The sequence below is a fragment of the Aurantimonas sp. Leaf443 genome, assembly GCF_001425575.1.
GTDB lineage: Bacteria > Pseudomonadota > Alphaproteobacteria > Rhizobiales > Rhizobiaceae > Leaf443.
This window is the reverse complement of sequence record NZ_LMRD01000006.1, coordinates 669,690-694,993: the sequence shown is the minus strand read 5'-3', so window position 1 is coordinate 694,993 and position 25,304 is coordinate 669,690. Positions and strand designations below refer to the sequence as shown.

27 protein-coding genes are annotated in these 25,304 nt (G+C 68.0%); 15 read left to right on the top strand and 12 right to left on the bottom strand.

The window, feature by feature from the left end; all coding sequences use genetic code 11:
- Window positions 1–59: 59 nt before the first annotated feature.
- Window positions 60–1,388, top strand: coding sequence for an adenylosuccinate lyase (gene purB / locus ASG48_RS07910; RefSeq protein ID WP_055847616.1), 1,329 nt, complete (start codon window positions 60–62; stop codon window positions 1,386–1,388).
- A 21-nt stretch (window positions 1,389–1,409) separates the two neighbouring features.
- Here purB and ASG48_RS07905 read toward each other — a convergent pair whose 3' ends face one another.
- A complete protein-coding gene (locus ASG48_RS07905) occupies window positions 1,410–2,177 on the bottom strand; it encodes an endonuclease/exonuclease/phosphatase family protein (protein ID WP_055847613.1) in 768 nt (255 codons plus the stop codon).
- 176 nt (window positions 2,178–2,353) lie between these two features.
- Between ASG48_RS07905 and cls the strand changes: the two genes are divergently transcribed.
- Together cls and ASG48_RS07895 are read left to right on the top strand one after the other, a co-directional pair.
- On the top strand, window positions 2,354–3,802 hold the full coding sequence (gene cls, locus ASG48_RS07900; RefSeq protein ID WP_244486815.1) for a cardiolipin synthase: 1,449 nt from the start codon (window positions 2,354–2,356) through the stop codon (window positions 3,800–3,802).
- A 65-nt stretch (window positions 3,803–3,867) separates the two neighbouring features.
- Window positions 3,868–4,428, top strand: a complete 561-nt coding sequence (locus ASG48_RS07895) for an alpha/beta hydrolase (protein WP_055847611.1) — start codon at window positions 3,868–3,870, stop codon at window positions 4,426–4,428.
- Window positions 4,429–4,430: 2 nt separating this feature from the next.
- Here the strand turns inward: ASG48_RS07895 and ASG48_RS07890 are convergent, their stop codons facing one another.
- Together ASG48_RS07890 and ASG48_RS07885 are read right to left on the bottom strand one after the other, a co-directional pair.
- Entirely contained in the window at window positions 4,431–5,204 is a 774-nt protein-coding gene (locus ASG48_RS07890; protein ID WP_162243914.1) for an aldolase/citrate lyase family protein, read from the bottom strand.
- A 2-nt stretch (window positions 5,205–5,206) separates the two neighbouring features.
- Entirely contained in the window at window positions 5,207–5,521 is a 315-nt protein-coding gene (locus ASG48_RS07885) for a DUF1476 domain-containing protein (RefSeq protein ID WP_055847606.1), read from the bottom strand.
- Window positions 5,522–5,778: 257 nt separating this feature from the next.
- On the opposite strand from ASG48_RS07885, the gene purC reads away from it, so the two are divergent.
- The 5 genes from purC (at window position 5,779) to ASG48_RS07860 (ending at window position 8,615) form a co-directional block, all read left to right on the top strand.
- Window positions 5,779–6,543 carry a phosphoribosylaminoimidazolesuccinocarboxamide synthase gene (gene purC, locus ASG48_RS07880; protein WP_055847604.1) on the top strand — a complete coding sequence of 255 codons (765 nt, stop codon included), beginning with the start codon at window positions 5,779–5,781 and terminating at the stop codon, window positions 6,541–6,543.
- A gap of 70 nt (window positions 6,544–6,613) precedes the next feature.
- Window positions 6,614–6,856, top strand: a complete 243-nt coding sequence (purS, locus tag ASG48_RS07875; RefSeq protein ID WP_055847602.1) for a phosphoribosylformylglycinamidine synthase subunit PurS — start codon at window positions 6,614–6,616, stop codon at window positions 6,854–6,856.
- Between the two features lie 127 nt (window positions 6,857–6,983).
- Window positions 6,984–7,664 (top strand): phosphoribosylformylglycinamidine synthase subunit PurQ, encoded by a 681-nt coding sequence (gene purQ, locus ASG48_RS07870; protein WP_055847599.1) that lies wholly within the window; start codon window positions 6,984–6,986, stop codon window positions 7,662–7,664.
- A 21-nt stretch (window positions 7,665–7,685) separates the two neighbouring features.
- Window positions 7,686–8,096 (top strand): hypothetical protein, encoded by a 411-nt coding sequence (locus ASG48_RS07865; protein WP_244486813.1) that lies wholly within the window; start codon window positions 7,686–7,688, stop codon window positions 8,094–8,096.
- Between the two features lie 3 nt (window positions 8,097–8,099).
- Complete coding sequence (locus ASG48_RS07860) at window positions 8,100–8,615, top strand: hypothetical protein (RefSeq protein ID WP_055847593.1); 516 nt, start codon at window positions 8,100–8,102, stop codon at window positions 8,613–8,615.
- A 1-nt stretch (window position 8,616) separates the two neighbouring features.
- Here the strand turns inward: ASG48_RS07860 and ASG48_RS07855 are convergent, their stop codons facing one another.
- Entirely contained in the window at window positions 8,617–9,159 is a 543-nt protein-coding gene (locus tag ASG48_RS07855; RefSeq protein ID WP_156381501.1) for a tetratricopeptide repeat protein, read from the bottom strand.
- A gap of 176 nt (window positions 9,160–9,335) precedes the next feature.
- On the opposite strand from ASG48_RS07855, the gene purL reads away from it, so the two are divergent.
- From purL to ASG48_RS07830, 5 genes are all read left to right on the top strand, one after another.
- Entirely contained in the window at window positions 9,336–11,561 is a 2,226-nt protein-coding gene (gene purL, locus ASG48_RS07850; protein WP_055847586.1) for a phosphoribosylformylglycinamidine synthase subunit PurL, read from the top strand.
- Between the two features lie 94 nt (window positions 11,562–11,655).
- On the top strand, window positions 11,656–11,889 hold the full coding sequence (locus ASG48_RS07845; protein ID WP_055847583.1) for a BolA family transcriptional regulator: 234 nt from the start codon (window positions 11,656–11,658) through the stop codon (window positions 11,887–11,889).
- Window positions 11,890–11,919: 30 nt separating this feature from the next.
- The gene (locus tag ASG48_RS07840; protein WP_055847582.1) at window positions 11,920–12,204 is read left to right on the top strand and encodes a hypothetical protein; all 285 of its coding nucleotides are present in this window, start codon (window positions 11,920–11,922) and stop codon (window positions 12,202–12,204) included.
- A 145-nt stretch (window positions 12,205–12,349) separates the two neighbouring features.
- A complete protein-coding gene (gene grxD, locus ASG48_RS07835) occupies window positions 12,350–12,697 on the top strand; it encodes a Grx4 family monothiol glutaredoxin (RefSeq protein WP_055847579.1) in 348 nt (115 codons plus the stop codon).
- Between the two features lie 190 nt (window positions 12,698–12,887).
- Window positions 12,888–14,162 carry a multidrug effflux MFS transporter gene (locus ASG48_RS07830; RefSeq protein ID WP_055847576.1) on the top strand — a complete coding sequence of 425 codons (1,275 nt, stop codon included), beginning with the start codon at window positions 12,888–12,890 and terminating at the stop codon, window positions 14,160–14,162.
- 67 nt (window positions 14,163–14,229) lie between these two features.
- On the opposite strand, the gene ASG48_RS07825 is transcribed toward ASG48_RS07830, so the two are convergent.
- The 7 genes from ASG48_RS07825 to ASG48_RS07800 all read right to left on the bottom strand — a co-directional run bounded on the left by ASG48_RS07825 (window position 14,230) and on the right by ASG48_RS07800 (window position 20,291).
- Window positions 14,230–15,060: an inositol monophosphatase family protein gene (locus ASG48_RS07825; RefSeq protein ID WP_055847574.1), complete on the bottom strand. Its 831-nt coding sequence runs from the start codon at window positions 15,058–15,060 to the stop codon at window positions 14,230–14,232.
- Window positions 15,061–15,073: 13 nt separating this feature from the next.
- On the bottom strand, window positions 15,074–15,925 hold the full coding sequence (ttcA, locus tag ASG48_RS07820; RefSeq protein ID WP_156381523.1) for a tRNA 2-thiocytidine(32) synthetase TtcA: 852 nt from the start codon (window positions 15,923–15,925) through the stop codon (window positions 15,074–15,076).
- A gap of 140 nt (window positions 15,926–16,065) precedes the next feature.
- Entirely contained in the window at window positions 16,066–16,683 is a 618-nt protein-coding gene (rpsD, locus tag ASG48_RS07815; protein ID WP_055848039.1) for a 30S ribosomal protein S4, read from the bottom strand.
- Window positions 16,684–16,939: 256 nt separating this feature from the next.
- Window positions 16,940–17,098 carry a YqaE/Pmp3 family membrane protein gene (locus tag ASG48_RS17870; RefSeq protein ID WP_082529310.1) on the bottom strand — a complete coding sequence of 53 codons (159 nt, stop codon included), beginning with the start codon at window positions 17,096–17,098 and terminating at the stop codon, window positions 16,940–16,942.
- 81 nt (window positions 17,099–17,179) lie between these two features.
- Complete coding sequence (murI, locus tag ASG48_RS07810; RefSeq protein WP_055847568.1) at window positions 17,180–17,995, bottom strand: glutamate racemase; 816 nt, start codon at window positions 17,993–17,995, stop codon at window positions 17,180–17,182.
- Window positions 17,958–18,725 (bottom strand): RNA methyltransferase, encoded by a 768-nt coding sequence (locus ASG48_RS07805; protein WP_055848037.1) that lies wholly within the window; start codon window positions 18,723–18,725, stop codon window positions 17,958–17,960. The genes murI and ASG48_RS07805 overlap by 38 nt, the downstream gene beginning before the upstream one ends.
- 87 nt (window positions 18,726–18,812) lie before the next feature.
- Window positions 18,813–20,291 (bottom strand): carboxylesterase family protein, encoded by a 1,479-nt coding sequence (locus tag ASG48_RS07800; RefSeq protein ID WP_055847565.1) that lies wholly within the window; start codon window positions 20,289–20,291, stop codon window positions 18,813–18,815.
- A gap of 162 nt (window positions 20,292–20,453) precedes the next feature.
- Here ASG48_RS07800 and ASG48_RS07795 point away from each other — a divergent pair, with 162 nt between their 5' ends.
- Window positions 20,454–21,665 (top strand): NADP-dependent isocitrate dehydrogenase, encoded by a 1,212-nt coding sequence (locus ASG48_RS07795; protein ID WP_055847562.1) that lies wholly within the window; start codon window positions 20,454–20,456, stop codon window positions 21,663–21,665.
- Window positions 21,666–21,905: 240 nt separating this feature from the next.
- Window positions 21,906–22,301 carry a PRC-barrel domain-containing protein gene (locus ASG48_RS07790; RefSeq protein ID WP_055847559.1) on the top strand — a complete coding sequence of 132 codons (396 nt, stop codon included), beginning with the start codon at window positions 21,906–21,908 and terminating at the stop codon, window positions 22,299–22,301.
- Window positions 22,302–22,537: 236 nt separating this feature from the next.
- Here the strand turns inward: ASG48_RS07790 and alaS are convergent, their stop codons facing one another.
- Window positions 22,538–25,201: an alanine--tRNA ligase gene (gene alaS / locus ASG48_RS07785; protein ID WP_055847556.1), complete on the bottom strand. Its 2,664-nt coding sequence runs from the start codon at window positions 25,199–25,201 to the stop codon at window positions 22,538–22,540.
- Between the last annotated feature and the right edge of the window lie 103 nt (window positions 25,202–25,304).

Sequence of the window (25,304 nt, the reverse complement as noted above, 5' to 3'; positions counted from 1 at the left end):
TCCCGTCCGTTACACCGCGCGCGATCCCGTCCATTCCCCTTCCACGAGACGCTTCGCCGATGATCCCCCGCTATGCCCGCCCGCAGATGGTCTCGATCTGGTCGCAGGAGACCAAGTTCCGCATCTGGTTCGAGATCGAGGCGCATGCCTGCGACGCGCTGGCCGAGCTCGGCGTCATCCCGAAGGACGCCGCGGCCACGATCTGGGAGAAGGGCAACGCGGCCGTCTTCGACGTCGAGCGCATCGACGAGATCGAGCGCACGACCAAGCACGACGTCATCGCCTTCCTGACCCATCTCGCCGAGTTCGTCGGCCCGGACGCGCGCTTCGTGCACCAGGGCATGACCTCGTCGGACGTGCTCGACACCTGCCTCAGCGTGCAGCTGGCCCGCGCCACCGATCTCCTGATCGAGGATGTGGACGCGCTGCTGGCCGCCTTGAAGCGCCGGGCCTACGAGCACAAGGACACGGTCACGATCGGCCGCAGCCACGGCATCCATGCCGAGCCCGTCACCTTCGGCGTGAAGCTCGCCCTCGCCTATGCCGAGTTCGACCGCTGCCGCGCCCGCCTTCTGGCCGCGCGCGCCGAGATCGCCACCTGCGCCATTTCCGGCGCGGTCGGCACCTTCGCCAATATCGATCCGCGCGTCGAGGCGCATGTGGCCGGCGCGCTCGGCCTTTCCGTCGAGCCGGTGTCCACGCAGGTCATCCCGCGCGACCGGCATGCGATGTATTTCGCGACGCTCGGCGTCGTCGCCTCCTGCATCGAGCGCCTCGCCACCGAGATCCGGCACCTGCAGCGCACGGAGGTTCTGGAGGCGGAGGAGTATTTCTCGCCGGGCCAGAAGGGCTCCTCGGCCATGCCCCACAAGCGCAACCCGGTCCTCACCGAGAACCTCACCGGCCTGGCCCGCATGGTGCGCTCCTACGCCATGCCGGCGATGGAGAACGTCGCCCTCTGGCACGAACGCGACATCTCGCATTCCTCGGTCGAGCGCTACATCGCGCCGGACGCCACGATCACGCTCGACTTCGCCCTGGCGCGGCTGACCGGCGTCGTCGACAAGCTGCTCGTCTATCCCGAGCGCATGGCCGGCAACATGGACCGGCTCGGCGGCCTCGTGCACTCGCAGCGCATTCTCCTCGCCCTGACCCAGAAGGGCGTCAGCCGCGAGGATTCCTACCGCCTCGTCCAGCGCAACGCGATGAAGGTCTGGGACAGCTACCAGCAGGCCGGCGCGGCTTCGGTCGATTTCCTCGACGAGCTCCTGAAGGACGAGGAGGTCCGCGCCTCTCTTTCGGAAGCCGAGATCCGCGAGAAGTTCGACCTCGCCTATCACACCAAGCATGTCGAGACGATCTTCGAGCGCGTCTTCGGAAAGGCCTGACGACGACGGCGCGGCGGCGGCTCAGGCCGCCTGCCGCAGCGCGTCGTCGATGTCGATCTTGAGCATCTGATGGTCGGAGAAGGGCTGGTCGATCACCTCGATCGAGAACCGGTCCTTCAGGTCGCTCGAGAGGAGGCACGTGTCGAGCGCCGCCCGCCAGGGGCCGAGGCGGAAGGTCGGCCCGGCCGTGGCGTTGGCGTGGAACAGCGTGCCCCCGTCGAGGAGCGGTTCCAGCTCGCGCGGGCCCCGGAAGGCGTTGAAGTCGCCGATGACGACGGTCGGCCCCTCCCGCTCGGCGAGCCAGGTTCGCACTTCCGCGATCTGCACCGTGCGCACGCGGTAGCGCAGCGAGAAATGCACGAGCAGGACTCGGATTCCCGCCAGGTCGATGTCGTAGACGAGCCGCTTCTTGCCCACCGCGAGGTAGCGCGCGCTCGCCTCCACGCTCTCGCGCGAGAAGAACGCGTTGGACTTGCCGAAGGACGGCGACAGCCGGCGCAGCTTGGTGTCGGCGCCGTATTTCCCGTCGATCCGCGCCGTACCGAAACTGCCGCCGTGAAGCTCGGGAAACTGGTCGAAATAGCGATTGGTCGGCGAACCGCGGTCGATCTCCACGAGGCAGCAGAGATCGGGGTCGAGCGCCTCGATGCGCTGACGCACATAGGAGAGGCTCTGCCGCTGCGCACTCAGCGGCGTGTAGAGGTGATGATGCAGCCGCCCGACATGGTGGCGCAGCGAACCGTCGATCGCGCGCGAGTAGCCGAGATTGGCGTAGACGATGCGGGTCATCTTTTCCCGTTCTGGACTGGCGTTGCCCGGCGCATGCGGTAGGTCTGTCGCGTCCGGCCCATGGCAACGCTTCGCGCCCGTCCTGGTTTCAGGAGGCGCGCATGGCGGGCGCGGGCCGGCGCCGGGCCATGGCGGACGAGCCGTTCGAAACGGGGTCGCTGGAGGGGACGAAACGTTTGACGCTGACCTTTCTCGACGGGTCGATGGTGGCGCTTCTGGTGCAGCTGGCCGGCTGGGCCATCGTGTTCGGCGGCCTCATCTACATCCCGTTCCGCCGCTCGCCCTCGGCCGCGCAGGCCTGGCTTCTCCTGTTCTTCTTCCTGCCGTGGGTGGCGATCCTTGTCTACTACGTGTTCGGCCACGCCAGGCACCCGAAATGGCGCAACGACCGCCTCGCCGCCGTGCCCACCATGGTCGAGCGCGCGCTGGGCGACCTGAAGGGCGAGCACCTGCGCGGCGCCGACAGGCTGGGCCCGCGCCATCGCATCACCGCCGACCTCGTCGAGCGCATCGGCGGCCTGCCCTGCGTGCGCGGCAATGCCATCGACCTCGACGCCGACTACAACCGCGTCGTCGACCGCATCGCCGCCGATATCGACCGCGCCCGCAACCACGCCCACCTCTCCTTCTACATCCTCCAGGCCGACGAAGCCGGCAACAAGGTGCTGAGCGCGCTCGAGCGGGCGGCCGCCCGCGGCGTGAAATGCCGCCTGCTCATCGACGCCGTCGGCTCGTCGGCCGATTCCAAGAAGATCGTGAAGCGCCTGGCCGGCACGGGCGTCGAGGTCTCGCTCATCCTGCCCCTGCGCTTCTGGAACCAGGCGACGCGCTTCGATCTGCGCAACCACCGCAAGATCGTCGTCATAGACGGGCGCATCGGCTGGTGCGGCTCGCAGAACATGCACCGCATCGAATACGAGCCGAAGACCTTCTACCGCGAGCTGATGGTGCGGGTGACCGGCCCGGCCGTGCTCGAACTCCAGGCCGTGTTCATCGGCGACTGGTTCCTCGAGACGAACGAGGACATCGGCACGGCGGACCTCATGCCGCCGCCGGCCGAGGCCGATCTCGAGACCGGCGCGCTCCTGCAGGTCATGCCGACCGGCCCGGACTATCCGAACGCGCGCGTCGACATCCTCTTCACCGATCTCATCCACACGGCGCGCCGGCGCGTGGTTCTGGCCACGCCCTATTTCATCCCGAACGAGCCGCTGCTCCAGGCGCTCTCGACGGCGGTCGCCAAGGGCGTGGACACGGTGCTCTTCGTCACGGGCACGACGAACAGCCTCCTGATCGATCTGGCGCAGGAATCCTATTACGAGGACCTCCTGGAGGCCGGGGTGCGCGTCTTCCTCTATCGCGAGCGGTTCCTGCACGCCAAGCACCTGTCCATCGACGACGGGATCGCCGTGTTCGGCTCGGCCAACATGGACCGCCGCTCCTTCGAGCTGAACTCGGAAGTCTCGCTCATCGCCTACGATCGCGGCTCCGTGGAGAGCCTGCGCCGGGTCGAAGCGGACTATTTCGCCAAGAGCCGGGCGCTCGATCTGGAGACCTGGCAGCGCCGGTCCTTCGCGCGCAAGGTGGCCGAGAACGCCACGCGCCTCGTCAGCCCGCTGCTTTGAGCGCGACGGTCGCGCCGCGCGCGCCTTGCTTGACATTTGCGGCCCGCATTCGCATCTGCGCCGCCATGCGCGTTTCCGAAGCCGACATCCTCATCCTGCCCGGATACAAGGGCTCCTGCGACAATCACTGGCAGACGCGGTGGGAGCGAAAGCTCACCACGGCGCGACGCGTGGAGCAGGCCGAATGGTCCAAGCCCGTCTGCGAGGACTGGGCGCGCGCCATAGCGGACGCCGTGAACGAGGGCACGAAGCCGACCGTCCTCGTCGGCCACTCGCTCGGCGTGGCGGCGGCGGTGAAGGCGCTGCCGCTGTTCACCCGTCCCGTCGCCGGCGCCTTCTTCGTCTCGCCGCCCGACGTCGACGACGAGACGATCCGCCCCAAGCACCTGCGCACCTTCGGCCCCTATCCGCGCGATCCGCTGCCCTTCCCGAGCGTGGTGGTGGCAAGCCGCAACGACGGCTTCTCCTCCTTCGCCGCCGCCGAGGACATCGCCGGCGCCTGGGGCTCGCTCTTCGTCGACGCCGGCGAATCGGGGCACATAAATGCCGAGAGCGGCCACGGCCCCTGGCCCGAAGGCCTCCTGACCTTCGGCAAGTTCATCGCGCGGCTGTCGCCCCCGGCCTGAGCCTACAGGCGCGCCGCCCTCGACGCGTCCGTGGCCGCCTGCAGCATCAGCCCGGCATCCGAGCCGAGGCAGACGAACCCGTAGCCGTAGCCGCGATAGCGGCGCGCGGCCTCGGGCGTCAGCGCGTAGATGCCGGCGACGAGGCCCGCCGCCCTCGCCTTCGCGCCGATCTCCTCGATCACCCGTTCCGTGCGTTCGTTCTCGGGTTCGGGCTTTGCGGCACCGAGGGCCATCGACAGGTCCGACGGGCCGACGAAGATGCCGTCGAGCCCCTCGACGCGCAGGATCGCGTCCAGCTGATCCACGGCGCCCGGCGTCTCGATCATCGCGAGCCCGAGCACGGCGGCGTTGGCGGCGGCGAAATAGTCCCGGCCGGTCATGCCGTTCAGCTGCGCCACACGCGTCGGCCCGTAGGAGCGCTGACCGAGCGGAGGATACTTGATCGCCCGCACGAGGCGAGCGGCGTCCTCTTCCGTCTCGATCATCGGCAGGATGATGCCGAGGGCGCCGAAATCGATGCAGCGGGCCGCGCCCGACAGATCGCCGATCGCCACCCGCACGAAGACGGGCTTGTCCACGAGCCGCGCGCGCACCACGCCTTCGCCGACATCGGCGAGCGTGCAGAGCCCGTGCTGAAGGTCGAACGTGACGGCGTCGAAGCCGCCCCGCAGCAGCGCCTCGTGATAGTCGGGGCCGGGATAGGAGATCCAGGCGCTCAGGGCGCCCGGCGAGCCGTCCGCCCCGGCAAGGCGTCCTTTCAGGTCCGGCAAGGTCACGGTCAGCTCGCCTGCAGTTCGGTTTCCGCCTGCATCAGCGCGTCCTCCATATGGCGGCGGATCTGGTGGTCGGACTGCTCGACCTTGGCCGCGTCGAAGTCGCGGCGGATCTTCTTGAAGACGTCCACCTCGTTGGGCAGGAACACCTCGCGGATGACGTCCTGCGCGTAGGCGTTGGCCTCCTCGCCCTGCAGGCCCAGCTTCTCCGCGGCCCACAGACCCACGAGCTTGTTGCGCCGCGCCTCGATGCGGAACCGCAGTTCCTGGTCGTGCGCGTAGCGGTTCTCGAAATCGCGCTCGCGATCCATCAGCGACATGTCCGTCTCCCCTGTTGCGTGCCGGCGCCGATCGGGGCGCCGCATCTGCCGCCATAGACTAGGGGCCATGCGCCGAAGGGGGAAGGCCGGGACGACGGACGCGGGCCCCGCGCGCCTTGATATCCCCCGCCCGCGGCACGACTTCAGGCTGGGGCAATTGTTATGACGGCACGTTTGGTCTATTCACGGCCGCAGTCGTTGCCCGTTTTCGGCCGCCGGCCAGCCGGCGCACCTCCCATTCACGATAGAGCTTAACGATGACACGTCGCCGCCGGATCTACGAAGGCAAGGGCAAGATCCTTTACGAGGGTCCCGAGCCCGGCACGCTGGTGCAGTTCTTCAAGGACGACGCCACCGCCTTCAACAAGAAGAAGCACGAGATCGTCGACGGCAAGGGCGTCCTCAACAACCGCATCTCGGAATACATCTTCTCCCACCTGAACAAGATGGGCATCCCGACGCACTTCATCCGCCGGCTCAACATGCGCGAGCAGCTGATCAAGGAAGTCGAGATCATCCCGCTCGAGGTGGTGGTGCGCAACATCGCGGCCGGCTCGCTCGCCAAGCGTCTCGGCATGGAGGAAGGCACCGTCCTCCCGCGCTCGATCATCGAGTTCTACTACAAGGCCGACGCGCTCGACGACCCGATGGTCTCCGAGGAGCACATCACGGCCTTCGGCTGGGCGACGCCCCAGGAAATCGACGACATCATGGCGCTCGCCATCCGCGTCAACGATTTCCTCTCTGGCCTCTTCCTCGGCGTCGGCATCCAGCTCGTCGACTTCAAGATGGAGACGGGCCGCCTGTTCGAGGGCGACATGATGCGCATCATCGTCGCCGACGAGATCTCTCCCGACTCGTGCCGTCTCTGGGACGTGCAGACGCAGGAGAAGATGGACAAGGACCGCTTCCGCCGCGACATGGGGGGCCTCGTCGAGGCCTATCAGGAAGTCGCGCGCCGGCTCGGCATCATGAACGAGAACGAGCCGCCCCGCCCCACGGGGCCGGTGCTGGTCAAGTAAGGCGGCGTCGAGCCTCCAAGCAGCCGGCACCGGCTCTGAAACTGGTCTACTCAAGGGACAGGCGAATTTCGTGATCAAGGCCCGCATCGTCGTCACGCTCAAGAACGGCGTTCTCGATCCCCAGGGCAAGGCCATCGAAGGCGCGCTCGGCAATCTCGGATTCGCCGGCGTCGCCTCGGTTCGGCAGGGCAAGGTCTTCGACGTCGAGATCGACGGCGAGGACGCCGAGACCGCCCGGACGCATCTGTCGGATATGTGCGACAAGCTGCTCGCCAACACGGTGATCGAGAACTACTCGGTCGAGATCGCCTGAAGGCGAAAAGAGCGCGCGGCATGATCCGAGCGCTCGCCGCAATGACCTTGGACGGGGACGGCCGCCCTTCGCAGGCATGTCGTCCGCCGCCCCCGATACAGTCCGCAGCAACGAAGAAGCTCGACCCATGAAAACCGCCGTCGTCCTCCTTCCCGGGCTCAACCGCGACCGCGACATGATCGCGGCGCTGACGGACATCGCGGGCACGGCGCCGCGGACCGTCTGGCAGACCGAGACAAGCCTGCCCGATGTCGACCTCGTCGTCGTGCCCGGCGGCTTCTCCTTCGGCGACTACCTGCGCTGCGGCGCCATCGCGGCCCGCTCGCCCGTCATGCGGGCCGTGGCCGAGGCGGCCGGGCGCGGCGTGCCCGTCATCGGCGTGTGCAACGGCTTCCAGATCCTGTGCGAGGCCGGCCTTCTGCCGGGCGCGCTGATGCGCAACTCGACGCTGCGATTCGTCTGCCGCGAGGTGAAGCTCGAAGTGACCAACGCGGACACGATCTTCACCCGCCGCTATTCCGCCGGCCAGATCATCCGCAACCCGGTCGCCCATCACGACGGCAACTATTTCGCCGACGCGCAGACGCTGGAGCGCCTCGAAGGCGAGAATCAGGTCGTCTTTCGCTATGCCGACGGCACCAACCCGAACGGCGCCGTGCGCGACATCGCCGGCATCGTCAACGCCCGGGGCAACGTCCTCGGCATGATGCCGCATCCGGAGAACTTCGTGGAGCCCGAGCACGGCTGCACGGACGGGCGCGCGCTCTTCGAGAGCGTGATCTTCGGCACGCAGCGCGTCGCGGCCTGATCGATGCCGCAGGGAAGGCTCTTGAACGCGACCGTCCTGCTGCTGGGGCTCTGCGCCGCATCCCTCTCGGCTTGCGGCAGTCCCCGCCCGCAGGACCGGCCGGCCGCGCCCGTCGCCGCTCCGCGCGCCGATACCGGGCTCGACCGGATGGAGCGCCTGACGCTCGCCGCCAACCGCTGCTGGTTCAAGTCGGGCGATCCGGCCTTCCAGGCCTACAGTCTGGCGCCCGAACTCTCTTCCTTCTCCGGCCGGCCGCGCTTTCTTCTCGTCCCGCGCGGACGGATCGAGGCCCGGCCTCTCCTCGTCGTCGAGGGTCGAGCGGGGTCCGGCGAGGTCTCCTGGTACGGTCCGCTGCTCGACAAGCCCGTCGCCGCCCGCATCGACGCCGACCTCGGCCGCTGGCGCTCCGGCACCTCGGACTGCGCGGCCTGAGCCATGACGCGGCGTCTCCTTCTCCTGCCGCTCTGCAGCGCGCTGGCACTCGCGCAGCTTTCGCTCACGGCCTGCGCGGGCACGGACCGCGCCCTGCCGCTCGCCGATTTCGTGCCTCTGCCGCAAGCCCCGGTCGGCGGGCCGGCCGCCTCGACCGAAGCCGAGCCCCTGCCGGCCGATTCGCCCGACGAAACGATGCTGATGGCGCAGACCGGCACGGGCTTCAGCCCGGCCGAGATCGCCTATGTCACCGCCACGGCCGGCGCCGTCTTCCGCCGGCGTGCCTCCGAGCGTGCGACCCGCTTCGTGACGCCGGAAACGGGCGGGGGCTACGGCGTATGCCTTCGCTCGGCGAAGAAGGGCGGCGGCTACGATCTGGCGATGATCGTCCTGCAAAGACGCCTCGACGGCAGCGCCATCTCGCAGGTCGACGACGACACGCTCGTCTACCGGCGCGCGGCGGACACGCGCCCCTGCGCCGCGCGCTCGCTCGCCTTCGTGGCGGCGCGGCGCGGCTGACTCACCAGGGCAAGGGCTCGGATTTCACCGGCGCCCGCGGGTCGAGCTCGTAGGCCTTGATCGCGGCGTCCAGCACCTTGAACTCGGTGCAGCCGTCCTTGAAGTCGCCGTCCGAGAAGGTCAGCGCCACGCGCGTGCATTCGTTGGCGAGCCGGATCAGCAGGATCTTCGCGTCGCGCACCCGCCCGAGATCGAGATAGGCCTCGCCCAGATATTCCATCGCCGCGCGGTTCGTCGGGTTGATGGAGAGCGAGCGGCCATAGGCGTCGAGCGAGCGCTCGTAATTGCCGCTCTTGCGCAAGGAGAAGCCGAGCATCGCCCAGGCATTGTCGTGATGGGGCCGGCGCGCGACGACCTTCGACAGGGCGGTGATGGCCGCCGGCCAGTCCTTCTCGTCGAAGGCCTCGACGCCGTCCGCGTAATCGGAATCGCCCGAGCGCACCTTCGGGCTCATGTCGCCGGAGAACACGGCGAGCGCCGGAGACGCGCCGAGCGACGCGCCGGCCAGGACGGCCGCCAAACCTGCCTTCAGGAACCGTCGCACCGCCACCTCCCTCGCTGCTCCGGACTGCCCATGAGCAAATCACCTGCCCCCTTTCCCGGCAAGGGCATGACCGTGCGGCAGAGAGTCCGCCCTTGCACGCCCGCAATGGCGTTGCGGGCTTTGTCGCGGAGCCCCGCAATGCTAACAGGCAGGCACTTGGCAGACAGGAAGACCAGATGAGCGCCGAACCCAAGATCACGCCGGACCTCGTGGCGAGCCACGGCCTGAAACCCGACGAGTACGAGCGCGTCCTCTCGCTCATCGGGCGCGAGCCGACCATCACCGAGCTCGGCATCTTCTCGGCCATGTGGAACGAGCACTGTTCCTACAAGTCCTCCAAGCGCTGGCTGCGCACGCTGCCGACCAAGGGTGCGCGCGTCATCCAGGGGCCGGGCGAGAATGCCGGCGTCGTCGATATCGGCGACGGGCTCTGCGTCGTCTTCAAGATGGAGAGCCACAACCACCCGTCCTATATCGAGCCCTACCAGGGCGCGGCGACGGGCGTCGGCGGCATCCTGCGCGACGTCTTCACCATGGGCGCTAGGCCGATCGCGGCGATGAACGCGCTTCGCTTCGGCGCGCCCGATCATCCCAAGACGCGCCATCTCGTGGCGGGCGTCGTCGCCGGCGTCGGCGGCTACGGCAATTCCTTCGGCGTGCCGACCGTCGGCGGCGAGGTGAACTTCCACCCGCGCTACAACGGCAACTGCCTCGTCAACGCCTTCGCCGCCGGTCTCGCCAGGACCGACGCGATCTTCTACTCCGAGGCCAAGGGCGTCGGCCTGCCCGTCGTCTATCTCGGCGCCAAGACCGGCCGCGACGGTGTCGGCGGCGCGACGATGGCCTCGGCCGAGTTCGACGAGACGATCGAGGAGAAGCGCCCGACCGTGCAGGTCGGCGATCCCTTCACCGAGAAGTGCCTGCTGGAAGCCTGCCTCGAACTCATGAAGACGGGCGCCGTCATCGCCATCCAGGACATGGGCGCGGCGGGCCTCACCTGCTCGGCCGTGGAAATGGGCGCCAAGGGCGGCCTCGGGATCGAGCTCGATCTCGACAAGGTTCCGGTGCGCGAGGCGCGCATGACGCCGTACGAGATGATGCTCTCCGAAAGCCAGGAGCGCATGCTCATGGTGCTGGAGCCCTCGCGCCAGGACGTCGCCGAGGCGATCTTCGTCAAATGGGGTCTCGATTTCGCCGTGGTCGGCAGGACGACGGACGACCTGCGCTTCCGCATCCTCTTCGAGGGCCGCGAAGTCGCCAATCTTCCCATCAAGGAGCTCGGCGACGAGGCGCCCGAATACGACCGCCCCTGGGTGGAGCCGAAGCCCGCCGCGGTCGTCCACCCGGCCGATCTCGACGAGCAGAGCGATTACGGCGCGGCGCTCCTGACGATCCTCGGCTCGCCCGACATCTCCTCGCGGCGCTGGGTCTTCGAGCAGTACGACACGCTGATCCAGGGCAACTCCCTGCAGCGCCCGGGCGGCGACGCCGGCGTCGTGCGCGTCGACGGCCACCCGACCAAGGCCCTCGCCTTCTCCTCGGACGTGACGCCCCGCTACTGCGAGGCCGATCCGTTCGAGGGCGGCGCGCAGGCCGTCGCCGAATGCTGGCGCAACCTGACGGCGGTCGGGGCCGAGCCGCTGGCCGCCACCGACAACCTCAATTTCGGCAATCCCGAGAAGCCGGAGATCATGGGCCATTTCGTCAAGGCCATCGAGGGCATCGGCGCGGCCTGCACCGCGCTCGGCTTTCCGATCGTCTCGGGCAATGTCTCGCTCTACAACGAGACCCACGGCAAGGCGATCCTGCCGACGCCCACGATCGGCGGCGTCGGCCTCATCGAGGACCGCACCCGCATGGCAACGATCGGCGGCATGAAGGAGCACGACATCCTCTTCCTCGTCGGCGCCGACGGCAGCCATCTCGGCAGCTCGATCTACCTGCGCGAGATCGAGGGCCGCGAGGACGGGGCGGCGCCCCATGTCGATCTCGAGGCCGAGAAGCGCCACGGCGACTTCGTGCGCGGCCTCATCCGCGGCAGGCTGGCGCTCGGCTGCCACGATCTCTCGGACGGCGGGCTCGCCGTCGCGCTGGCGGAAATGTGCATGGCCTCCGGCCTCGGCATGCAGGTGAAGGTCGGCGAGGGCTACGGCCACGCCCTCCTCTTCGGCGAGGATCAGGCGCGCTACGTGATCGCCATCGATCCCGCCCATGCCGGCACGGTCGTGCGCTCGGCCGAGGCGGCGGGCGTTCCCTTGCGCGAACTCGGCGTGGCGCAGGGCGACCGGCTCGGCATCGCGCCCTATGTCGACGTCTCCGTCGCCGACCTCACCGTCGCGCATGAGAGCTGGTTCCCGGACTTCATGTCCGGCACCGTGGTCGAGCCGGCCGCGGCCGCGTGAAGAAACGGGGCGCCTCGATTGTCGAGGCGCCCGCGAGACCTTATCCTTGCCCTCAGACGGGCACGGTAGACGGCCCCAGACGGAGAGACGCAGCATGGCCATGAATGCCCGCGACATCGAGACGATGATCAAGGACGGGATTCCGGACGCCGTGGTGACGATCCGCGATCTCGCCGGCGACGGCGACCATTACGCGGCGGAGGTCGTCGCCGAGAGCTTCCGCGGCAAGTCCCGCGTGCAGCAGCACCAGATGGTCTACGAGGCGCTGCGTGGCAATATGGGCGGCGTGCTCCACGCGCTGGCGCTGCAGACGAGCGTGCCGAAATAGGCTTCGGACGGCGACGCGGGGAGTTCGGCGATGAGCGGCACGGAGACCACCACGACGAGCCATATGCTGGCTCTCCTGCGCCGCTTCGACCTGCGGCAAAGCCAGATGCTCGACCTCATTCTGCGCCAGCAGGAACTGCTCGGCCGGCTGGAGCGCGACATGCGCGAGGGGTTCGACCGGATCGATCGGGACGTCGAGGAGGTCAAGTGCGATCTCGTCCTCGCCGGGAACAACATCCTGAACCGCTTGAGCGAGCACTATCAGACCACCATGCGGCTGGCCGGTCTCGAGCGGCCCCCGATGCCGCGCACCTGACGGCGGGCGCCGACCGCGCCGAAACGGGCGCCCCCTTCAAAGCGCGCGCCCGACACAGTATGTAGGCTCCACATGGGCATCGCGCTTGCAGCACGGCCCGACTTCGACCGCCGCGTGGCGGCGTCTCCTTGAACAGGACGGACCCATGAGCGGAATTCAGGACTGGATCGACAACGAGGTGAAGACCAACGACGTCGTCGTCTTCATGAAGGGCACGCCGGCCTTCCCCCAGTGCGGTTTCTCCGGTCAGGTCGTGCAGATTCTCGATTACATGGGCGTGGAGTACAAGGGCGTGAACGTCCTCTCCTCGGACGAGATCCGCCAGGGCATCAAGGACTACACGCAGTGGCCGACCGTGCCGCAGGTCTTCGTGAAGGGCGAGTTCGTCGGCGGCTGCGACATCCTGCGCGAGATGTTCCAGGCGGGCGAGCTGAAGACCTTTCTCGACGAGAAGGGCGTCTCGACCGAAGCCAAGGTCGGCGCGCAGGGTTGAGCCGGGCACACCGCTCGGAGGAAAAATTCGGAAGGCCTGCCACCATGGCGGGCCTTCTTTCGTTTCGGGTGCGAGAGGCATCGACGGTCCGCTTCGGGCTTGGCGGATGCTAGCCGGGAATATGATAAGCTAGATTGCTTTTTCGCTTGGCGGCGCGTAGGTCGAAGGTCTCACGACGAACGAGGTCGAAATGTCCGACGCGCCGGAAAATTCCGTCACGCGCGGGCTCCCCTATTGGGAGCTCGTGACGATGATCGCCTGCCTGATGGCCCTGAACGCGGCGGCGATCGACGTGTTCATCCCCTCGCTTCAGCAGATGGGGGCCGCCCTCGGGGTCGAGGACGAGAACCGCCGGCAATTCGTCATCACGTCCTACATCCTGGGCTTCGGCGCGGCGCAGATCCTCTACGGCACGCTTTCGGACCGGTTCGGGCGCCGTCCCGTCCTGTTCTTCGGGCTCGGCGTCTACATCCTCGCGTCGGTGGCCGCGATCTTCGCGCCGACCTTCGAGGCGCTGCTGGCGCTGCGCGCCGCGCAGGGCATCGGCGCGGCCGCCACCCGCGTCATCGCCGTGTCGGTCGTGCGCGACTGTTTCGGCGGCCGCCGCATGGCCAGCGTCATGTCGCTCGTCATGATGGTCTTCATGGCCATTCCCGTCGTCGCACCGAATATCGGGCAGGCGATCATGCTGTTCGGCACGTGGCGCGAGATCTTCGTTGTCGTCGCCGCCTTCGGCGCAGCGGTGACGATCTGGGTGGCGCTGCGCCTGCCCGAGACGCTGCATCCGGAAGATCGGCGCCCGCTGACGGCCAAGCGCACGATCGAGGCCTTCCGCACGGTTCTGACCAACCGCGTCGCCTTCGCCTACACGATCGCGACGGCCCTGATCTTCGGCGTGCTCTTCGGCTTCATCAACCAGGCGGAACAGCTCTATACCGGCGTCTACGGCCTCGGCCCGAGCTTCACGCTCGTCTTCTCGGCCACCGCGATCTTCATGGCCGCCTCGTCCTTCGTGAATTCGCGCCTCGTCCAGCGCTTCGGCATGCGTCGCCTCTCGCATGGCGCGCTCATCGGCTTCATCGCCCTCGCCGCGATCCATCTGGCGCTGGCGCTGGCCTATGGCGGCGCCGCGCCGATCTGGCTCTTCGTACCGCTGATGACGGTGAACTTCTGCCTGTTCGGCTTCGTGGGCACGAATTTCAACGCGCTCGCCATGGACCCGCTCGGCCATGTCGCCGGCACGGCCTCGTCCGTGCTCGGCTTCATGCAGACCTTCGGCGGCGGTCTCTTCGGTGCGCTGATCGGCTATTTCTACGACGGCACGGTGGTGCCGATGCTGATCGGCTTCCTCGCGCTTTCCACCGGCGCCACGCTCTGCGTGCTGGCGGCGGAGGGGCGGCTCTTCCAGCCCCATCACGAGGGGGAGGCAGCTTCCGCGAAGCTCGGAGGGCATCCCGCCGAATAGAGCGCGTCCGCGCGGGACGAGACACATTCATCGCGGGCGGCTCTCCCGGGCCGCCTGGGCGCTGTGGTCAGACGCGGGGCACCAGAAGGTCCCGTGCCGCCTGCAGCGTCTGCCGGCCGCAGGCGGCGATGAGGAAGCCCTCATGCGTCCCGGCGCCGTGATAGGGCGATCCGTCGGCCAGCGACACGGCCCCGCCGGCCTCCTCCACGATGAGGGCGCCGGGCAGATGGTCCCAGGGCATCAGCTTGGAATAGAAGCAGAAATGCGCGCCGCCCGAGGCGAGCAGCCGGTATTCGTGGCCGGCATTGCGGTAGTTGCCGACGATCTTCACGGAGGCGAGCTGCATCTGCATGGCGCGCCGCTCCGCCGGCGGCAGGAAGGTCGTGCTGCCGCAGGCGATCGTCTCAGAGAGCGGAATTTCCTGCGCCACCTCCAGCCGCTTGAGCGGGCCCAGGACGCCCCGCTGCCACGCGCCAGCATCCTTCTCGGCGATCATCCAGTCCTCGCCGAGCGGATCGTAGATGATGCCGCCGACCGTGCGGCCCTTCTCGACCACGGCGGCCATGACGGCGAAGAGCGGCACGCCGGCGGCGAAATTCGCCGTCCCGTCGATCGGATCGACGACGATGGCGAGATCGGCGCCCTTCAGCCGCTCCAGCAGTGCCGGGTCGGCGGCGACCGATTCCTCGCCCACGAACAGGGCCTCCGGCCAGATCTCGCGGCAGCGCGCCTTGATGTGCCGCTCGGCCATCTCGTCGCCTTCGGTCACGAGATCGGTCGCGGAGGTCTTCTGGCGGATATCGCCTTCGGCAAGGTTGCGAAAGCGCGGCATGATCTCGGCGAGCGCGGCCTCGCGCAGGATGTCGGCCAGACGTTCGATATCGACGGTGCGGGACAAGGTGGCGATCCTTCTAGCGGCGCGTGAGGGCCGTGAAATCGAACTGCGACGTGTCGAGGAGATGGCCGGGGCGAAGGTTCGACAACGCCCTGATCATGATGTCCTTGCGGCCGGGCGCGCTCGCCTCCATGCCCGCGATCATCGCCTTCACGGCCTGGCGCTGCAGCCCGTCCTGGCTCCCGCAGAGATCGCAGGGGATGATCGGGACGTCGAGGGCGGCGGCGAATCGGGCCAGATCCTCCTCCGCCGAGCGGATCAGCGGCCGCAGCACGAAGAGGTCGCCCTCGTCGTTCAGGAGCTTGCCGGGCATGGCGGAAAGCCGGCCGCCATGGAACAGGTTCATGAAGAAGGTCTCGAGACTGTCGTCCCGGTGGTGGCCGAGCACCAGCGCCTCGCAGCCCTCCTCCCGGGCGATGCGGTAGAGGTTGCCACGGCGAAGGCGCGAGCAGAGCGAGCAATAGGTCGCGCCGGCCGGCACCTTCTCCTTCACGATCGAATAGGTGTCGCGATACTCGATGCGGTGCGCGATGGCGTGCCGCGTCAGGAAGTCGGGCAGAACGTGCTTGGGAAAGTTCGGCTGGCCCTGGTCGAGATTGCAGGCCAGGAGATCGACCGGCAGGTGCCCGCGCCATTGCAGGTCGAGGAGGAGGGCGAGCAGCGCGTAGGAATCCTTGCCGCCGGAGATCGCCACGAGCCAGCGCGCGCCGGGCGTCACCATCGCATGGGTCGCGATGGTCTCGCGAACCTCGCGCAGCAGCCGCTTGCGCAGCTTCTTGAAGCCGACGGACGAAGGCGCGGCGCGAAACAGCGGATGCGCCCCCGCCCCCGCAGTCTCCTCATCGCCATCGGCGCCGTCGGCGTCCATCCTTGCGTCGTCGAGCATCGAACCCATCCCTTCGCCGGTCCTATAGCAAGGTCGGCCCGGCGTTTGGCTGAAAACGCGACGCATCAACGAAAAAAGGCCACCCGAGGGCGGCCTTTCGTTCGTTTCGTCGGACCTGTCGCTTAGCGCGAGTAGAACTCGACGACGAGGTTCGGTTCCATCTGCACCGGATAGGGCACGTCGTGCAGGCCGGGGGCGCGCACATAGGTGGCGACCATCTTGTTGTGATCGACCTCGATATAGTCCGGCACGTCGCGCTCGGCGAGCTGCGTCGCCTCGATGACGATGGCGAGCTGCTTGGACTTCTGACGGACCTCGATCACGTCGCCGGCCTTGCAGATATAGGACTGGATGTTCGTGCGACGGCCGTTCACGTTGACATGGCCGTGATTGACGAACTGGCGCGCCGCGAAGATCGTCGGCACGAACTTCGCGCGGTAGACGACGGCGTCCAGACGGCTCTCGAGAAGGCCGATCAGGTTCTCCGAAGTGTCGCCACGGCGGCGGGCCGCCTCCTCGTAGGTGCGGCGGAACTGCTTCTCGGACACGTCGCCGTAATAGCCCTTGAGCTTCTGCTTGGCGCGCAGCTGGAGACCGAAGTCGCTGACCTTGGACTTGCGGCGCTGGCCGTGCTGGCCGGGGCCGTACTGGCGGCGGTTCACCGGGGACTTCGGACGGCCCCAGATGTTCTCGCCCATACGGCGATCGATCTTGTACTTGACTGAGTCGCGCTTGCTCATCGCATTTCCCAAAAAGACGGGCCGCCCGCCGGCCAATCCGGCAGGTTCGCCCAGGAAACGCGCCCTCCTCTGCCCGCCTGCGGCGGACTGACAGGACGACAACGCTGCACGAAGGCATGGGTCGTCCACGGGACACGTCGAAAACCGGCCGGGATGAACCCCGCCGGTTGACGCGGTGGTTAGGGGACGGGGCGCCGGATGTCAACCGCGTGACGGCCTCGCGGCCTGACGGCCGGGGCGCCCTGCCCGCCGGCCGTCAGTATTTCGCGATGACCCAGATCGCGTGGATGATGCCGGGGATGTAGCCGAACAGCGTCAGGATACAGTTGATCCAGAAATGCTTGCCGAGCCCGACCTGCATGAAGACGCCGACCGGCGGCAGGAGGATGGCGAGAATGATGCGGATGACGTCCATGGACGGGGCAGCCTCGTGTTGCGATGCGATGGGCCCCTAACGTTTCCCCGCATCCGGCGTTCCCCGATTCGACCGCCGCGCTCAGGCGGCCAGACCGAATCCGTGGATCAGCCGCCGCGTCGCGGCGTTCGGTGGACCCGCCGTGAAGAAGGCCCGGTCGAAGCCCTCCGGCAGGGTGGCATCGGCGCCGCGCGGCGCCAGAAGCTTCATCGCCTGGCGCGCGATCGCCTCGGCCGGATCCAGCCAGTCCACCGGCCAGGGCGCCAGCTTGCGGAAGAGATTGGCAAGAAACGGGTAGTGCGTGCAGGCCAGCACCACGATGTCGGTGCGCCGGCCCTCACTCTCCACGAAACAGTCCGCGATCTCCGCCCGCACCGCCTCCGCGTCCACGGCGCCGCCGCGCAGATGCGCCTCGGCAAGCCCCGCCAGCGCCTTCGAACCGACGAGGCGCACCTCGCAGCGGCTGGCGAACTGTTCGATCAGGCCGCGCGTGTAGTCGCGCCGCACCGTGCCGGGGGTCGCCAGCACCGAGACGAGGCCGGAGGCGGTGCGCTCGGCGGCCGGCTTGATCGCCGGCACCGTGCCGACGAAGGGAATGGCGAACCGCTCCCGCAAACTGCCCATCACGAGCGTGGAGGCCGTGTTGCAGGCAATCACCGCGATCTCCGGGTCGTGGCGCGCGATCAGCTCCTCGAAGAGATCGCCGATCCGCGCCACCAGCGGCGCCTCCGCCCAGTCGCCATAGGGAAAGCCGGCATCGTCGGCGACATAGACGAAGCGCCGGTCGGGCAGGACCCAGCGCAGTTCGCGCAGGACCGTCAACCCGCCGATGCCGCTGTCGAAGACGAGGATCGGACGCTCATGCGCCATCGGACGAGCGCGCCTTGGCCGCGGCATGGTCGAAGGAGCGGATGACGCCGCGCAAGGAACGCAGCTCGGGCTCGGAGAACGCGGCCTTCGTCAGCATGGTCCGCAGGTTCTGCGCCAGGACCTCGCGCTTTTCCGGCGGGTAGAAATAGCCGGCGGCCTCGAGCGAGGATTCCAGATGCGCGAAGAAGCTCTGCAGATCCTCCTTCTTGGCCTGCGGAGCGGGCGGCGCGGTGAAGCGCGGCCCCGCCGCCTCGCCGAGCAGCCCGCTGCGCCACTCGTAGGACATGAGAAGGACGGCCTGCGCGATGTTGAGCGAGGCGAAGGCGGGATCGACGGGGAAGGTCACGATCTCGTCGGCCAGGCCCACTTCCTCGTTGGAGAGGCCGAAGCGTTCGCGGCCGAAGAGGATGCCGCAGCTCTCGCCGGCGCCGATCCGCGCCCGCAGGGTGGCATTGGCCTCCTTCGGCCCGCGCACCGGCTTGAAACTGTCGCGCGGCCGCGCCGTGGTCGCATAGACGAAGGAGAGGTCCGCCACCGCTTCGGCGGTCGTCTCGTAGAGCGTCACGGCATCGATCACGTGATCGGCACGCGAGGCCGCGGCCCGGGCCTTCTCGCTCGGCCATCCGTCGCGCGGATTGACGAGGCGCAGGTCCCCGAGCCCGAAATTCGCCATGGCCCGCGCGACCATGCCGATATTCTCGCCGAGCTGCGGCTCGCAGAGGATGATGGCGGGCGAAGGCTCGGACGATACGGACATGGCACCGGAGGGCAAAGGAGGGACGGGTGCTGATACTCCCTTCGTTCGCGCCGGCCAAGCGTCGCGGCGCCTCCGTCTGCGCCGCCCTCAGCGCGTGAAGGCGTCGATCCCGTCGAAGGCGAGGCGCCGCGGCCCCTCCGGGTCTCCTACCACCTTGTCGCGCGCGCCGAAGATCATGGTCAGGCGCTCTGCCGGATCGTAGGCCGGCCAGCCATCGCCCGGCCGCCCGTCCCGCACGAAGGCGACCCAGCGGTCGCGCATGCGGGCGGCCAGCGCCTGGCGGCTCGGATCCGGCAGGAGGCCGAGATAGGCGCTGCGGAAGGGCTTGAGGAAATCCTCGAAGAGGAGCGGCAGATCCACCGAATGCGTCGCGCCGAGCTTGGAGAGAAGACCCTTGGCCTCCCAGTCCAGCCGGTAGACGAAGGTCGGCGCCGAACGGCCCTGCGCCTCTGCCTGATGCAGGGCGGGCATGCGGAAGAGGATGTCGGTTCCCAGCGTCAGGCGCCCGCGCCGCTCGTCGGCATAGACCGTGCCGAGCCGCTCGGCCGCCTCCGCCCCCGCCGCCTCGCGCACCCAGGCTGCGAGCGCGGCGTAGCTGCCGTCGATCGGGAAGATCGGCAGGTCGCTGAAGAAGGAGAACTCGTCGCGGTTCGTGCCGATGAGAAGCGGAACGGGCTTGGCCAGCGCATAGAGCTCGCCGAGCGGCCGGTCGGGCAGCGTCACGCCGTCGATATGCGGGCGGGAAACGAGGCCCGAATGGTCCGGCGCCAGCGCGGCGGCGGCGGCGGCGAAGTCGGCATAGTCCAGCATCAGCAGCCGGTCGGGATCGCCGAGCGCGCCGAGCCGTTCGAGAACGCGCCCCGCGACGGTGCCGGCATGAAGCCGCGGATAGAAGAGGTTCAGCCCGCCCGACTGCATGATCGCCTGATGGAAGAGAGGGCGCGAGGGCGCATGCAGGAGGTGGAAGGCCACCGAAGCCGCACCGGCCGATTCGCCGGCGATCGTCACGCGGTTCGGGTCGCCGCCGAAGGCCTCGATATTGTCGCGCACCCATTCGAGCGCCAGGCGCTGGTCGAGCAGGCCGGCATTGGCGACGAAGCGCTCGTCGCCCGGAAAGTGCTGGTCGAAGGCGTTGAAGCCGAATTGCCCGAGCCGGTAGTTCATCGTGACGACCACGCAGTCGCCGCGCGCCACGAGATCGTCGCCGGGATATTGCGCGCCCGAGCCGATGACGAAGGCGCCGCCATGGATGAAGACCAGGACCGGGCGCCGGCCTTCGAGCGACGGCGTGAAGACGTGAAGGTTCAGACAGTCCTCCGAGAAGAGGAAGCTCTGGCGCGCGATGCGGGCGACGGGTTCGGGCAGCGAGCGGCGCTGCGGGGCCGCGGCGCCCCAGGAGAGCGCGGGAAAGATGCCTTCGAAGGGCGCGCGCCGGCGCGGGGCGGCGAAGCGCAAAGCGCCCAGCGGCGGCTCGGCATAGGGAATGCCGAGGAAGCGCAGGACCCGGCCGCGGCGCCGGCCCGCGATGGCGCCCGCCGGCGCCTGCGCCACGATCGTCGATCTCATGCCGCCCCTCCCGAAGACCGGACCTCACTGCGCGACACCCCTTGCACGGCGGCGCTTTCCTTTGCGTGTGCGACCATGGATGCTATAGGGCGCCGCACCGGCCCCGCGTTCCGAAGACGGCGATCGGGCAAGCTGCAATCAAGATCTGTCAGGAAGGCACCGATGGCAAAGATCAAGGTCGACAATCCGGTCGTGGAGCTCGACGGCGACGAGATGACGCGCATCATCTGGTCGTTCATCAAGGAAAAGCTCATCCACCCCTACCTGGATATCGAGCTTGAATATTACGACCTCGGGGTCGAGCATCGCGACGCCACGGGCGACCAGGTGACGATCGACGCGGCCAACGCCATCAAGAAGCACGGCGTCGGCGTGAAATGCGCCACGATCACGCCGGACGAGCAGCGCGTCGAGGAATTCGGCCTCAAGAAGATGTGGAAGTCGCCGAACGGCACGATCCGCAACATTCTCGGCGGCGTCATCTTCCGCGAGCCGATCATCATGAAGAACGTGCCCCGCCTCGTGCCGGGCTGGACCAAGCCCATCATCGTCGGCCGCCACGCCTTCGGCGACCAGTACCGCGCCACCGACTTCCGCTTCCCCGGCAAGGGCACCCTGTCGATCAAGTTCGTCGGCGAGGACGGCGAGACGATCGAGCACGAGGTCTATCAGGCGCCCGACGCCGGTGTCGCGATGGCCATGTACAATCAGGACGAGTCGATCCGCGAGTTCGCCCGCGCCTCGTTGAACTACGGCCTCCTGCGCAACTACCCCGTCTACCTCTCCACCAAGAACACGATCCTCAAGGCCTATGACGGCCGGTTCAAGGACATCTTCCAGGAGGTGTTCGAGGCCGAGTTCAAGGCCGAATTCGACAAGAAGAAGCTCTGGTACGAGCACCGCCTGATCGACGACATGGTCGCCTCTGCGCTGAAATGGTCGGGCGGCTACGTCTGGGCCTGCAAGAACTACGACGGCGACGTGCAGTCCGACATCGTGGCGCAGGGCTTCGGCTCGCTCGGCCTGATGACCTCCGTCCTGATGACGCCGGACGGCAAGACGGTCGAGGCGGAAGCCGCGCACGGCACGGTCACGCGCCACTACCGCCAGCACCAGCGCGGCGAGCAGACCTCCACTAATTCCATCGCCTCGATCTTCGCCTGGACGCGCGGCCTCGCCCATCGTGCCAAGCTCGACGACAATGCCGAGCTGATGCGCTTTTCCGAGACGCTGGAGCGCGTCTGCATCCAGACGGTCGAGAGCGGCTTCATGACGAAGGACCTCGCGCTCCTCATCGGTCCCGACCAGCCCTGGCTGTCCACCGCGAGCTTCCTCGACAAGATTGACGAGAACCTCCAGAAGGCCATGGCCTGACGCCGTCACGACGATCGCCACGCCAAACGGACGCCCGGTCGAGAGACCGGGCGTTTTGCGTTCGAGGCCTCCCGAACGAACCCGGGACGCGTTTGCCTGCCGGGTTCCCATACGGCCTGCGGTCTGTCGATCACAATCTCTTCAATGCCTTGCCCGCACTTTCTCCAATGCGGTGCGAAACGATCCGGGCGGTTCGTCATTACCCTGCCGACATCAACACGGCAGAGGAATTTCCCGCTCATGTCCATCCTTCGCAACGCCCTCCCGCTCGCCTTCGTCACCGCCGCTCTCGGCCTTTCCGCCCCCGCTTTCGCCCAGACCACCGCTTCGACGACGCCGATGACGATGGTCGACGTGAACGACGACGCGATGGTGCCGATGCTGAACGTCTCGGCCGACGATCTCGAGGACATGGATGTCTACGACGCCTCGGGAAAGGAGATCGGTGAGATCGACTCGGTCATGGGTGCCAACGAGACGACCGCCAGCGTCGTGAAGATCGACTTCGACGATTCCGTCGTGTCGGACGACGAGGATCGCGTGGTGCCGATCGAGAATCTGGCAATGAACGGCAAGAACCTCGTCGTGAATCTCGACCCCGCCGCCATCACCGCGCTGCCGCAGGCCGACGACTGATCTTCGAGTCCCTGACATGACGAGGCCGCCGCGGAAAAACCTCCGCGGCGGCCTTTGTCGTTTCGGCCCGTCGTCCATTCCACTGGCTTGGAGCGCCCATCCATCGTTTCAGACCGTCACCCGTCCGGAACGACGCGTTCTGACGCCTGGGGCACTTCCGCAGCCCGCGCAGCGCCCGACAATCCAGTCACGTCGCATGAACCGGCCCGAAGGGTCGGCTCATGCGAAGGCCTATATCAAAGTGCGGTCAACAGCGCTTCGACGGCCGAGACCGCGTCGGCGGCCTTGTCGGCTTCCGGGCCACCGGCCTGCGCCATGTCGGGACGCCCGCCGCCGCCCTTGCCGCCCATGGCGGCGCTCGCCTCGCGCGCGAGACGAACGGCGTCGATCCGGTCCGTCAGGTCGGGCGTGACTCCGACGACGACGCTCGCCTTTCCCTCGGCGACACCGACGAACGCCACGACGCCGCTTCCCAGCGCCGTCTTCGCCTCGTCCACCAGACCCTTGAGATCCTTGGCGGCAACGCCCTCGATCACGCGACCGACGAAGCTGACGCCGCCGATCTCCTTCGGCTGCGCAGGCGAAGCGCCCTCCGCGGGCCCGGCCATCGCTAGGCGCTTGCGCGCCTCGGCCAGCTCGCGCTCGAAGCGTCGGCGCTCGTCGACCACCGCCTCCAGCCGCTCGACCGCCTCGCCCGGCCCGACCTTGAGAAGCTGCGCCATGCGCCGCACCCGCGCCTCCTGCTCGCGCAGGTGATCGCGCGCGGCCGCGCCCGTCAGCGCCTCGATACGCCGCACGCCGGCTCCGACCGCGCTTTCCGACAGGACATGGACGAGGCCGATATCGCCGGTGGCCTTCACATGCGTGCCGCCGCACAGTTCGAGCGAGTAGGTCCGGCCGGCCTTCTCTCCCTCCTGCGCCGTTCCCATCGAGACGACGCGGACCTCGTCGCCGTATTTCTCGCCGAACAGCGCCATGGCACCGAGGGCGATCGCATCGTCCACGGCCATCAGCCGCGTCTCGACCGGCTCGTTCTGCAGCACGACGGCGTTGGCCAGACGCTCGACCGTCTCCAGCTCGCTGAACTCGATCGGCTTGGGGTGGGAGAAATCGAACCGCAGCCGGTCCGGCCCGACCATCGAGCCCTTCTGCGCGACATGCGTTCCCAGGACCTCGCGCAAAGCCTCGTGCAGGAGATGGGTCGCGGAATGATTGGCGCGGATCCTGCTGCGGCGGGCGTGATCGACCTCGAGTTCCAGCGCCGCGCCCATCTTCAACCGGCCCGAGACGACCCGCGCGCGATGGACGAAGAGCCCGTTGGCGACCTTCTGCGTGTCGAGAACCTCGACCGTCACACCCTCGCCGCGCATCGTGCCGGCATCGCCCAGCTGGCCGCCGGATTCGCCATAGAACGGCGTCTGGTTGACGATGACCGAGACCTCCTCGCCCTCGCCTGCCTCGGCGGTCTCGGCTCCCTCGCGCAGGAGAGCCACGACGACGCCTTCGGCCTTCTCCGTGTCGTAGCCGAGAAACTCGGTGGCCCCGACCCGGTCGCGGATCGGATACCAGACCGCGTCCGACGACGCCTCGCCGGACCCCGCCCAGCTCGCGCGGGCCTCCGCCTTCTGGCGCTCCATCGCAGTCTTGAACGCGTCGAGATCGACGTCGATGCCGCGCGAGCGCAGGGCGTCCTGCGTGAGGTCGAGCGGGAATCCGTAGGTGTCGTAGAGCTTGAAGGCGGTCTCGCCGGAGAGCTTGGCGCCCTCCTCCATCCCGTCGGTGGCCTCGGTGAGAAGCGCCAGACCGCGGTCGAGCGTCTGCAGGAAGCGCTTCTCCTCGAGCTTCAGCGTCTCGGAGATCAGGCTCTCGGCGCGGCCGAGTTCCGGATAGGCCCGGCCCATTTCCGAGACCAGAACCGGAAGAAGCTTGTAGAGGACCGGTTCGCGCGCCCCCAGAAGCTTGGCGTGGCGCATCGCGCGCCGCATGATCCGGCGCAGCACGTAGCCGCGCCCCTCGTTGGACGGCAGGACGCCGTCCGCGATGAGAAAGGCCGTCGCCCGCAGGTGATCGGCGATGACGCGATGGCTCGCCCGCTGCTCGCCCTCGGCCCGCGAGCCGATGACGTTCTCCACGGCCGCGATCAGCGCCTTGAAGAGGTCGATGTCGTAATTGTCGTGCACGCCCTGCAGCACCGCCGCCACGCGCTCGAGACCCATGCCCGTGTCGATGGACGGCCGGGGCAGGCTGACGCGCTCGTCCGGCCCGAGCTGCTCGAACTGCATGAAGACGAGGTTCCAGATCTCGATGAACCGGTCGCCGTCCTCCTCCGGGCTGCCCGGAGGTCCGCCCCAGATGTGGTCGCCATGGTCGAAGAAGATCTCCGAACAGGGTCCGCAAGGGCCGGTCTCGCCCATCGACCAGAAATTGTCGGAGGTCGGAATGCGGATGATGCGGTCGTCCGAGAGACCGGCGATCTTGCGCCAGAGCGCGGCGGCGTCCTCGTCCTGCGAATAGACGGTGACGAGGAGCTTGTCCTTCGGCAGGCCGAACTCGCGCGTGATCAGGTTCCAGGCAAGTTCGATCGCCCGGTCCTTGAAATAGTCGCCGAACGAGAAATTGCCGAGCATCTCGAAGAAGGTGTGATGACGGGCGGTATAGCCGACATTGTCGAGATCGTTGTGCTTGCCGCCGGCGCGCACGCATTTCTGCGCCGTCGCGGCACGGTCGTAGAGACGCTTCTCCAGGCCCGTGAAGACGTTCTTGAACTGCACCATGCCGGCATTGGTGAACATCAGGGTCGGGTCGTTGCGCGGCACGAGCGGGGACGAGGCGACGCGTTCGTGGCCGTTCGCCGCGAAATAATCGAGGAACGCGGACCGGATCTCGTTTACGCCACTCATTGCCACCGCCCTCGAAATGCCGAAAAACCGCGCGCGACGGCCTTTCGCCGCGCGACGAGAGCGCTTTTAGCGAGCCCCCGATGGGGTGTCCATTGTCACGACA